Origin of the sequence: Candidatus Methanoperedens sp. (assembly GCA_012026795.1) — an archaeon.
GTDB lineage: Archaea > Halobacteriota > Methanosarcinia > Methanosarcinales > Methanoperedenaceae > Methanoperedens.
The window spans coordinates 19,212-30,232 of record VEPM01000043.1 but is presented as its reverse complement, the minus strand read 5'-3'; the positions used below and the strand labels follow the sequence as shown (position 1 = coordinate 30,232).

Sequence of the window (11,021 nt, the reverse complement as noted above, 5' to 3'; positions counted from 1 at the left end):
CCCCGCACCCCAACCCCCTCACCTGGATCGTTGGTAACTCTCCTTGATCCGGTCACTATGATTCCAAATCCCGGCATCATGCTGCTCAGAAAAATTATATATAGTATTGTTTTCATAGCATTTCTATCAGAACTTTCTGATAACATAAGTGGAGGTTAATATGAATAAGAGGAATATACTTGGTATTTTAGTTGCTATTCTCATTGTTGGGAGTATTGGCTTCAGTGCAGTAAGTGCAACTTCTGAAAAAACTACACAGGAGCAGATGCATGAAAACCTGATCAATGAAGATGTACAACAAACGCCTGATGGTAATGGAAATGTACAACAAACGCCTGATGGTAAAGAATTTAGCATAGATGACATTATAATGAATGCTAACGGGATGATGAATGCTAACGGGATGATGAATGCTAACGGGATGATGAATGCTAACGGGATGATGAATGTTAACGGGAAAATGAAAAAAGACCCGATTTTTGCAAATGCGAACCGAATGGTCAGGGAGGGCAGGCAGATATTTCGCTTTGACACTTTCGGTGACGAGGCATTCTGGGGTGACACTCTTAAAATACACCAGGCCATTGCAGGCGAAGCAAACGGAGGAGTTGGACCGGGCGTCAGCCCGAAGACCGCACTGGACGTGGGCTTAAAAGTTGATGTGGATGCGCTTCCCAGGGATCTGGTCGAAGACCTTGAAAAAGGAAATGTAAATCTTGATGATCCGGCTACAACGCTTGCTTTAATCAAACTCAACGCAGTTGTTGGTATTAACGGTTCATTTGATAATGACGGGAAACTCACGACTGTTGGGATTACATGTGCTGTTTGCCACTCAACAGTGGATGATTCGTTTGCTCCAGGCATCGGGCGAAGGCTGGACGGCTGGGCAAACCATGATCTCAATGTAGGCGCAATTGTAAATCTTTCTCCTGATCTTACTCTGGTAGCCAATCTTCTGAACGTTTCAGAACCTACAGTAAGAACAGTGCTTAACAGCTGGGGTCCCGGGAAATTCGATGCAGAACTGTTCCTGGATGGCAAAGCGTTTAATCCCCAGCAGATGACCGATGGCGTTGTAACAGGGACGAACGTATCAGGTGCTACTTTGATCCCGAACGCTTTCGGACTGGCAGGGTTCAACCAGCATACATGGACAGGCGCATGGGGTTCGGTCCCGTACTGGAACGCTTTTGTTGCCAATCTTGAAATGCACGGGAAAGGAGTGTTCTATGATCCCAGGTTGAATGACTCAACCAGGTTCCCGATAGCTGCTGCCAATGGATTCGGAAACGTGCGAACCGATCCTGATAGTGACCTGATCACATCTAAACTTCCGGCCCTTCAGTTCTATCAACTGGCCATTCCATCTCCGGTGCCGCAACCGGATGTAGACTTTGATAAAGACGCTGCAGAACGCGGGGATGAACTCTTCAGTGGAAAGGCGCAGTGCAACAACTGCCATGTGGAACCGCTCTGGACCGAGCCAGGATGGAACCTGCATAAACCATCTGAAATCGGTATAGACAGTTTCCAGGCAGACCGGGCGCCGGACGGAGTATATAAGACAATGAACCTTGGTGGTATATTCGTGCGCGAGAACGGTCTGTTCATGAAGCCTGAGAACAAGGGCGGCTTCTACCATGATGGGCGCTTCAAGACATTGCTGGATGTAGTAGATCATTATAACACCTTCTTTAATCTGAACCTGACCGATGATGAAAAGAAAGATCTGGTGGAGTATGTAAAATCACTTTCAAGTCCGTGAGATAACGCCAAGAAATAATTAACGAGGCGGTCTGTCCGCCTCGATTTTTTTGAAAATTTTAACGTATAGTTTAGTAATTTACGGATTATAAACTTTTAAGTGATTAAAAATTGGGGAGTAAATATGGATAATACATCGGAAAACAAATATGAACCAGCAGGTAAAGCGGAATCATTCTGGATAGCAACAACTCCGGAAACTGAGTTCCCCACGTTAGCAGAAAATATTTCTGTAGACGTGGCAATCCTGGGAGGAGGAATAGCAGGGATAACTTCGGCATTACTGTTAAAGGAGGCAGGTTTAAGTGTTGCGGTTATAGAGGCTCGTAGAATTGTAAAAGGGGTGACCGGATATACAACAGCCCATATAACTTCAGCCCATGACCTGATCTATGGATATCTTATCGAACATTTTGGAAAAGATAAGGCGCAGTTGTATGCAGATGCTAACCAGGAAGCGATCGAGAAGATTGCCTCGGTGGTGAAAGAGAAAAATATAGATTGCGATTTTAAAAGAACATCAGAATATATCTATGCAGAAAGCGGGGAGGACGTAGAGGAACTCAGGCGCGAATTTGATGCCGCTAAAAGCCTGGGTCTTCCTGTATCTTATCTTGATGCCGCACCTTTGCCTTTTAAGACCTATGGCGCGATCCGGTACCAGAATCAGGCTCAATTCCATCCGCGTAAATACCTGTTAGCTCTTGCAAAACTTATTCCAGGCAATGGAAGCTTTGTTTTTGAAAATACACGCGCTTTTGATATTGACGAGAGCGAACCTCATAAAGTTAAAACTGACAGGGGATACCTGACAGCAAAATATGTAATTGTTGCTACGCATTTTCCTTTTATTAACAAGGGCATGTTTTTTGCGCGTATGGAATCCCACCGTTCTTACGTCCTGGGTATCCGGGTCGCTGATAAAGTTCCTGAAGAAATGTTTGATAGCAGTAAAGATCCATCTCATTATATCCGTACGCAGCCTACTTCTGATGGTCTCCTTGTCATAGTCGGGGGTGAAGATCATCCCACAGGCCACGCAGCCAATACAATTGAGTATTACAAACGACTGGAGCAGTATGCCAGAGATCATTTCCAGGTTAAATCAATCGATTATCGCTGGTCTACCCAGGATAATTACTCATTTGATAAGGTTCCTTTCATCGGAAAATTCCAGGGAAGCAAACATCTGCTTATAGCTACAGCTTTTAAAGGCTGGGGCATGACCCATGGTATGATCGCAGGTATGATTTTATCGGATTTAATCCTCGGCAGGCCAAACCCTCTTGAGGAATTATATAATCCGGGTCGCTATAAACTCCTAACTACCGGGGGTAAATTAATTACTCAAAATATACAGGTTGCTGAGACACTCCTGAAAGGAAGGCTTTCAAAACCGGAAGAATTCTCCAGTCTCAAGACGGGGGAAGCAAAGATCGTCGATATTAAGGGCGTAGAAGCTGCTGTTTATAAAGATGAAAAAGGAAATATGCATGCTGTTTCGCCTGCGTGTACCCACATGGGATGTATCGTTAGCTGGAATAATGCTGAGAAATCATGGGATTGTCCCTGTCATGGCTCACGCTTTAATTTCGATGGGAAAGTTATCCAGAGCCCGGCTGCAAAAAATCTCGATAAAAAAAAGATCCAGGAGGGATAATATTTTTGTGAAAGAAATTATCAAAGCTCTAACGATGCAGATTTCATTACTGGCGCATCAATTGTCGTTGATGGAGGATGGACGATAAAATAAAGTTGTAAAATTAACCGCAAAAAAAGGTGGACTACATTAATCGACATATCAATTTTGATCAGCAGGTACGGATTCATGCTGTAACTTGACGATAAAATCGCTAACTGCACTCTTATCTCTTGATAAGCTTTCCCCGATACCATAAACCTTGCTAAACCGCAAAGGAACGCAGCAGCAAGTGCAACAGTTACATATTACATAGGCTTCCTTCCTGCATTGTACAAGACTCTGAATAAGACCTGATCTTTTACATTCGTCTATGATTTTTTGGGCTTCTTCCTTGCTTATTTCAATAAATTCATCCTTTCTAACATCAGTAAAAATATCATAGCCAATCCCAATGACAATTTCCGTCCTTATCGGGCCGTGACAATTTTTAAAGACCTTTCTGCATTTGCAATCCCCTATAGCTACGTTTGTAGCTGCATTTATGACCTTTTTTGCTTCTTCGGAAGTCAATATCAATGCCCTGTGCTGAGATAATGCATACCATTGCATCAGACTTTTTACCGAGTTTCCAATAACGGGCAGCATCGTGAATTTTGCTGCCAGCATATAAAACCTGAGTACGAGTTCCTGATGAGCACTGTAGAATCTCAATGCATGGTGCATATTTCCTCGCTGTTTGAATATGATATATTCCAGAGACGCTGCACGGTGGTTGAGGATTCATTTGCCATGTTAAGTCTCCTTCCGTATTAATAACGGCCTATGTGTAAAAACCTTGTTATCAAAACATAATACTCTTAGAGCTTGTCTGAATATTTATTCTGGACAGGATTTACAGAATGGACAGGATTAATTTCCATCCTGTAAATCCTGTAATCCTGTCTAAAAGCGCCTCTGAATCCTCACTCATATCCAATTATGTGCATCGAATCGATGTGAAAACCAAATATAGGTAAAATTTTCAGACAAGCTCTTAGATATAAGTGATAACAAAGATTTAAGTATACGATATAATAAAATGTAATAACACATGAAAACAATATCGGTTCGATTACCTGAGAAATATCTTCAAGAGATCGAGGAGGCGTGCAAACAGGAAGTTCTTGATAAAGGCTCTATGCTGCGCAAACTCATCGGGGAGGCGCTCAGGGAATACCAAATAAAAAAAGCATTTGACCTCTATTCTGAAGGAAGAATCTCTCTCTGGAAAGCTGCAAGGATGGCCAACTTGACATACAGGGGAGCGCTGGAAGAGTTAAAGAAGCGAAACATCCCCTTCAAATATGAAAAAGAGGACCTGGCGGCAGACATCAAGTGGGCGATGAAAGAGAAATGATTGTAAGCAATTCGGGGCCGCTCATACACCTTGCGAAGGTGGGTAGGATAGAACTTCTTAAATACCTTTTCGGAAAGGTAATCATACCTGATGAGGTAAAGCTTGAAGTTGTTGACAGGGGAAAGAAAGAAGGAATGGGAGATGCCTTTTTGATCGAGAGCGAATTTGAAAATGGCTGGGTCGTGACAGAAAAAAGCAGTAACAATAAAGTCAGGAATATTGCAGAGAGCGCGGGAATGGACATAGGAGAGGCGGCTGTTATAATGCTCGCAAGAAGAAAAAAATGCCCGGTACTTATCGATGACCTTGCTGCGCGGAGGTTCGCAGCCGGGCTGGGGCTGGAAGTTGTCGGTTCGATAGGCGTGCTGTTAAGGTCTGCCAGACTGCAAAAGATGTCAAAAAGAGAAACATTTGAGGCTCTTGATAAGCTTGCGCGTGTGATGTGGCTCAGTGTTGATGTTTATGAAGATGCAAGAATGATTATTGAAAAACTTGATATGCCGGATTAATGAAATACGGTAGATGTATAATTTTTTGATACGGTTGTATCAAAATATCCGAAAAATCAATAATTAGTATATTTTCCGAATGAACCACAGAGAGCACGGAGATGTTTTTAAAAATCTCTGTGACCTTTGTGGTTTTGACTTTTCGATAGTTTCCTCTTTTTCGCAAAGTTTTTATAATCCTATAATATGTAAAATCTTTTGGCGAGCTTGTTTAAGGTCGCCTACAATCTAAAGGTGGTAAAAAATGCTAGAACATAAAAACTGTAGAGAACATGCCCTCAGAATAACTATTGGAATAACGATTTTGTCTATCTTAATGCTGGCTGGCAGTGCCAGTGCGGCGCCTTTCGCCTACATTACGAACAAGGAAAGCAGTACTGTATCAGTAATTGACACAGCAACAAACGAGGTCACAGCCACGATAAATGTCAATGCTTATCCGTTTGGTGTTGCAACAAACCCTGTGAAAAACAAGGTGTATATATCACATCACAGTTACGGCGACGTATCTGTGATAGATGCATTAACCAATACGGTTACGGCCACGCTGAATATCGGAAGCAGTCCTAATGGTATTGCAGTCAATCCAAACGGAACCAGGGTGTACCTGACGACTGCTTATAATGGTAGGTATCCAGACTACAGTGATAATTCTCTTTCTGTGATCGACACAGAAACAAACACAGTCATCGCCATGGTAAAAGTAGGAACTGGTCCGTGGGGTGTCGTAGTCGACCCAGATGGAAACACTGTATACGTTGCAAACTGGGATAGCGGCACAGTCTCAGTATTTGATACAGCAACAAACACTGTTGTGGATACGGTGAGTGTGGGCGGGAATCCCAGTGGGATTGCCATCAGCCCGGACGGAACAAAGGTATACGTTGCGAACTGGAATAGCGGCGGGGTATCTGTAATAGATACGGCAACAAAGACTGTTGATAAAATAAATGTGGGAAGCCATCTCTATGGTATTGCAGTCAATCCAGACGGAACAAAGGTATACGTTGTGAACGCTGGAAGTAACTCTCTCGCTGTAATAGATACGGCAACAAACGGTGTTATAGCTACGGTGAATGTAGGCAACGCCCCGGATGGAGTTGCAGTCAACACAGCAGGTACTGCGATATATGTGGCGAATTTCTTCAGCAATAATGTATCTGTAATCGATGCAGCAACAAATACAGTTATAGCAACTATAAATGTAGGCTCCGGTCCCGCTGCTTTTGGGCAGTTCATAAGTGGTGATGTAACATCACAATACGTCTTTGGCGGAATATTGCAACCTATCAACGTTGATGGAAGTAGTGTCTTCAAATTGGGAAGCACCGTACCGGTGAAATTCCAGCTAACAGATGCAAATGGTAACTTCATTACCAACGCCGTAGCTAGGATTTATGTGGCTAAAATTAGCGGTGGCATTATAGGAACAGAAATGGAAGCAAACTCGACAAGCAGCGCAACAATAGGTAATCTGTTTAGATACGACAGCACAAGCAATCAGTATATTTTCAACCTTGGAACTAAAACTCTCTCTACTGGAACATGGCAGATAAGAATTGAGCTTGATGATGGTGCTTCAAAAACCACAATTATAGGATTGAGATAAGTAAGATAAAATAGACGATTGGAAAATATTGCCCCTACGAACTATGATTTATATTCATAGGGGCTTTTTCGATTATTCGGCTATTTTTGCCTCTTTCAGACCTGTTGTTTCTCTTTTAACAATATTCAATATACTGAACCGAATGCTTTGGTGATGCATGCCGACCGGTCTCAAGTAAGATTAATTACCCATAACATTCATAATCTAAATAAAATTTTAAAACGGTGGTACTTATGGGTATTTTAAACAAAATCGGAAAAGCCATAGACGCATTAATGGAAGAGGAGAAAGAGAATTATGATAAAGGAGTCGAGTTTGAGAAGTACGTAGCTAGGCTTTTCAATAAGAAATATTTCAGTATCGTTGACTGGACAAGGGATGCCTCCAATAAGCTCGATATAATGGTCGAATCAGATTCTAATCCCGATTTAACAATCCGTTATATACCGACCAACGAGAAGTTCAGCGTTGAATGCAAATTTAGGTCAAATCTCTATGATGGGAAATTACGGTGGACGTATGGGCAGAAGATAGAGGATTACCGTCAGTATGCACGCGAGAATAAAATACCCAGAACTGTATCCGAGTATCTATGAGAGATACGAGCGCGACCCTAAAAAGCAATTCTTTTGGAAAAACAGGATATTAAGCTGAAACTCATCGGTTTTCAATATTTCTTGTCGTAAGGGCTTTGCAACTAAAACTCCACTCTGCGTTAGGGTTTTTGGTGCAAAAATTATGGTACGAAAGCATGTTGTAGGGACTTCCTAAAAAATAGCCTATAGAAAATATCGCTATGCTCCGACATTGCTATATATAGTTCGTCTGCCTCAGTACTCATAGGGCTCATCACAGATCAGCCTTAATTTTTATCATCATCGGCACTTTTCAATCTCTTTCACTATCCTTTCAGCTTCAGCCCCTGGATTCCTGGAATCATAAATGTTCCTGCCCACGATAACATAATCCGCACCTGCCCGTATCGCATCTGCTGCGCTTCCTCCCTGCGCTCCAACGCCAGGTGAAATGATCGTAAGGCTGCCAACAACATCCCGTATCTCTCTTATTCTTTCAGGGCGCGTTGCAGGAGCTACAACACCGGAAGCTTTGCATTCGACTGCAAGGGATGCAAGTTCGAGGGCTTTTGGCTGCATGAATTCGACCGCGCCCGGGTGGCTCATTTCCGTGACCACAAATATACCTGCCTGGAAATCTTTCGCTGTTTTAACGCACTCCAAAACGCTGTCACGCCCTGTAAAACCATGGACGATAACCGCACTTGCACCGGCCTCAAAAGTCCGGGTGCATATCAGCCTGTCCGTATTCGGAATATCAGCGACTTTAAAATCAGCAATTACAGGTGCAAATTTACAGATGTCATTGATTATCCCCAGTCCTGCGCCCAGCACAAGCGGATAGCCGATCTTGATCGCATCAACATTGTGGGCAATCTCTTTTGATACGACCAGGGCTTTTTTCTTATCAGTTATATCCAGTGCCATGATCAATTGAGTGTTCCTGGGTAGTGGCTCCATGCAGATACTAACGTTTTTTAAGCCCATTAATATTGCCCTGGCCGCGCTGAATTAAAAATGAATATTATTATCCCTGATTTTCAGGGCTTCTGCTTTCTTGACGAGATGACCTTATTCAGGTCAGCGACAAGCGCATCAACATTGATACCATGCGCTATTGCGCCATCTTCGATGTTTTCAAAACTAGAAACATGGCACCCCACGCAATGAAGGCCATGTTTCATAAATACCATCATGGTTTCCGGATACTGTGTTACTACTTCCTCAATATTGGCATCTTTTGTTATGGTCATAATATACTTCTCCATTATTCGTATGGTTACGAACTATAATAAAGCTTTCTATATGATAGAATAATAAAATATTTCTACCGGCAGATGCAACCAATACTCATGCTAATTGAACAGGTAAATCTTGAAAAAGGGAGCGCAATCGGACTTAAGATGGATATGGAACATGCCCCGCTGCTTGTTATCCGCGCAGGCTGCGGCTTTGTGATGTGCGGGTATCTCAATATGGATATTGCTAATAAACTCGGGGATGTGGCCGTGAGGGTTACCGGAGTCAGGAGCTTTGAGGATGTTTTGAACGCAAAGGCTGTGGATGTTTCAGAAGCTGCGAAGAAACTGGGGATAACGACTGGAATGACAGCAAGAGAAGCACTGAACAGAATGTTTTGATTTTTTATCTTTAATGAAGATGAGTGGATTTTATGAGGTTTATCTTCCTCCCGCCCCTCCTCCTCCAAATCCCCCTCCACCGCCTCCTCCGCCTGTTGCAGCTGAATATGCTGATGCTACCGAGCTATTCACAGAGTGGAACGAATAATAAACTGAAGAAGCAGTGCTAACTTCAGGGAAAACCACGTTCAAAGCATTCATTGCTTTTATGACATTTTCTCCCACACCAAGTGCAGTTCCATAAATAAGCCATTCTTTCCAGATAATCACATCTTCCGGCAGGTATCTTTTCATCATTGCCATGTCCGAAAGGAATTTTCGGAACGCATCCCATTCCAGTTTTTCCTTATAATACTCGCCTTTCCACCTCCCGAACAAAGTTGAGGGCGTCAAAAATGCTATGATCCCGGATTGTACGGCAAGGGTTCCTGAAAAAATAGCTATTTCTCTAAATATCGGGTACATGCTGGAATAATTTGAATCGAACATAAATGCAGCCAGGGCACTTATTCCTGATATAATGAAAAATTTTCGTCTACCTTCAACCACCAGCTCACCTGCATACGCCGGGTATGCCCTGCGCATGATTTTGTCCATTCTTTTTTTAAGACTGATGATAGATTCCCTTTGTGTTGAAATGGATTTAACCTGCTCTTTAAACTCTTTCGTTCTAAAGACGCCATCCTTTGACCAGTCCTTCAAAAATGATAGAACGTCCTTCTCGTAAATGTCGTCCCCATCTTCAGTATTTTTAAGGAGTGTTATTACGACTTCTTTTTCTTTCTTATCAGCAAAAGTTTCTATCCTGACATACCCTCTCTTTTGCAGGTCAAGGAGTGTGGCATAGAAACCATTTTCGTCAAAGTCAAACGCATCTTTATTGAATACGAGATTTACAAACCATGGTTTTCTTTTAAGAGGGATGTAGCTTAGATACTCCGGGACTGTGAAACCTTTTTCAGTTCCGGTTTTGCGGTAAATGAAGTAAAGGATAACCGGGAATCCCAGGATAATAGAAAGTAAAATATATTTTAAAGCCGAAAGCAAAAGATAAATGTTTGAATACCAGGAGTTAGAAGATACGGTTTTTTCTTCGATTTCGTTTAATTTTGTCGAATACCTGACATCCCCATCCTTTTTTATAAGCATTTCAACTTCTATCAGTCCATTCTCAGGGCTTTTGCCGGAAATGACCCACTTTCCCGGGCTTTTTGAGACAGTGAAATCAGGAGGATGAGGAAAGACCTTCATGACACCGGTATCAGGCAGAATTATCTTTACCTTCCTGTAAGGAATATGCTCATCAGCAAGTGTCAGGTCCAGGCGGCAAAAGGAGTCATCACATTCAACAGGAGGATATATCCTGTAGCTTGCAGAAATAGCATGTATTCCTTCTCTATACATTCCCGGAAAATAACATCCAACCTCATTATCATAGGCCTTTTCTCCAATAATACTGCTGGTAGATCCATCTGTTGCCCGGACCCTTCCAGTATGATCTTTTACATATGGGGTAGAGCCCTGCAGGCAGCTGATATTAGAGACTTTTATGTGAGGCCTGTCCAGGTCTTCACCATCAGGGGCTATTATTGGAGCTTTCCATACCCTGAAAAGCATGGAATATTTACCTGAAATCCCGACATCGTAGATGTAAGTTTCAGTTAAGTAATCTTCAGGTGAGATAGAAACATTGTAATTTTCAACAACAAGGTCGCCAGAGTATGGTATATAGGCAGCCATAAGATATCCCGCGATCCCGATTATGAAAATTACTGCAAAAGGAACTATAAGCTGCCTTTCCTCTGTCATACCTGTCACTTGATGTCCGGTCTGATGTAAAGCTTTTTCATTGTTTAAAGGAACCTCCAAAAGTATTAAGTATC

Annotated in this window: 10 protein-coding genes and 1 pseudogene; 7 read left to right on the top strand and 4 right to left on the bottom strand. The window is 42.5% G+C overall.

Going from position 1 to position 11,021, the window contains the following annotated elements:
- Positions 1-460: 460 nt before the first annotated feature.
- Both FIB07_16950 and FIB07_16945 read left to right on the top strand, forming a co-directional pair.
- Positions 461-1,768, top strand: coding sequence for a hypothetical protein (locus tag FIB07_16950; protein ID NJD54535.1), 1,308 nt, complete (start codon positions 461-463; stop codon positions 1,766-1,768).
- Positions 1,769-1,891: 123 nt separating this feature from the next.
- A complete protein-coding gene (locus FIB07_16945) occupies positions 1,892-3,427 on the top strand; it encodes an FAD-dependent oxidoreductase (protein ID NJD54534.1) in 1,536 nt (511 codons plus the stop codon).
- Between the two features lie 141 nt (positions 3,428-3,568).
- Here FIB07_16945 and FIB07_16940 read toward each other — a convergent pair whose 3' ends face one another.
- Positions 3,569-4,132 carry a ferredoxin-like protein gene (locus tag FIB07_16940; protein ID NJD54533.1) on the bottom strand — a complete coding sequence of 188 codons (564 nt, stop codon included), beginning with the start codon at positions 4,130-4,132 and terminating at the stop codon, positions 3,569-3,571.
- Positions 4,133-4,499: 367 nt separating this feature from the next.
- Between FIB07_16940 and FIB07_16935 the strand changes: the two genes are divergently transcribed.
- The 4 genes and pseudogenes from FIB07_16935 to FIB07_16920 all read left to right on the top strand — a co-directional run bounded on the left by FIB07_16935 (position 4,500) and on the right by FIB07_16920 (position 7,577).
- Entirely contained in the window at positions 4,500-4,805 is a 306-nt protein-coding gene (locus FIB07_16935) for a hypothetical protein (protein ID NJD54532.1), read from the top strand.
- On the top strand, positions 4,802-5,314 hold the full coding sequence (locus FIB07_16930; GenBank protein NJD54531.1) for a hypothetical protein: 513 nt from the start codon (positions 4,802-4,804) through the stop codon (positions 5,312-5,314). The genes FIB07_16935 and FIB07_16930 overlap by 4 nt, the downstream gene beginning before the upstream one ends.
- Before the next feature lie 316 nt (positions 5,315-5,630).
- Complete coding sequence (locus FIB07_16925) at positions 5,631-6,923, top strand: YncE family protein (protein ID NJD54530.1); 1,293 nt, start codon at positions 5,631-5,633, stop codon at positions 6,921-6,923.
- A gap of 233 nt (positions 6,924-7,156) precedes the next feature.
- Positions 7,157-7,577: pseudogene (locus FIB07_16920) on the top strand (hypothetical protein).
- A 221-nt stretch (positions 7,578-7,798) separates the two neighbouring features.
- Here FIB07_16920 and pyrF read toward each other — a convergent pair.
- Complete coding sequence (gene pyrF, locus FIB07_16915) at positions 7,799-8,458, bottom strand: orotidine-5'-phosphate decarboxylase (protein NJD54529.1); 660 nt, start codon at positions 8,456-8,458, stop codon at positions 7,799-7,801.
- Positions 8,459-8,538: 80 nt separating this feature from the next.
- The gene (locus FIB07_16910) at positions 8,539-8,751 is read right to left on the bottom strand and encodes a DUF1858 domain-containing protein (protein NJD54528.1); all 213 of its coding nucleotides are present in this window, start codon (positions 8,749-8,751) and stop codon (positions 8,539-8,541) included.
- 99 nt (positions 8,752-8,850) lie between these two features.
- Between FIB07_16910 and FIB07_16905 the strand changes: the two genes are divergently transcribed.
- Positions 8,851-9,138, top strand: coding sequence for a DUF1805 domain-containing protein (locus tag FIB07_16905; protein ID NJD54527.1), 288 nt, complete (start codon positions 8,851-8,853; stop codon positions 9,136-9,138).
- A gap of 39 nt (positions 9,139-9,177) precedes the next feature.
- On the opposite strand, the gene FIB07_16900 is transcribed toward FIB07_16905, so the two are convergent.
- Entirely contained in the window at positions 9,178-10,947 is a 1,770-nt protein-coding gene (locus FIB07_16900) for a DUF2207 domain-containing protein (GenBank protein ID NJD54526.1), read from the bottom strand.
- Positions 10,948-11,021: the final 74 nt, after the last annotated feature.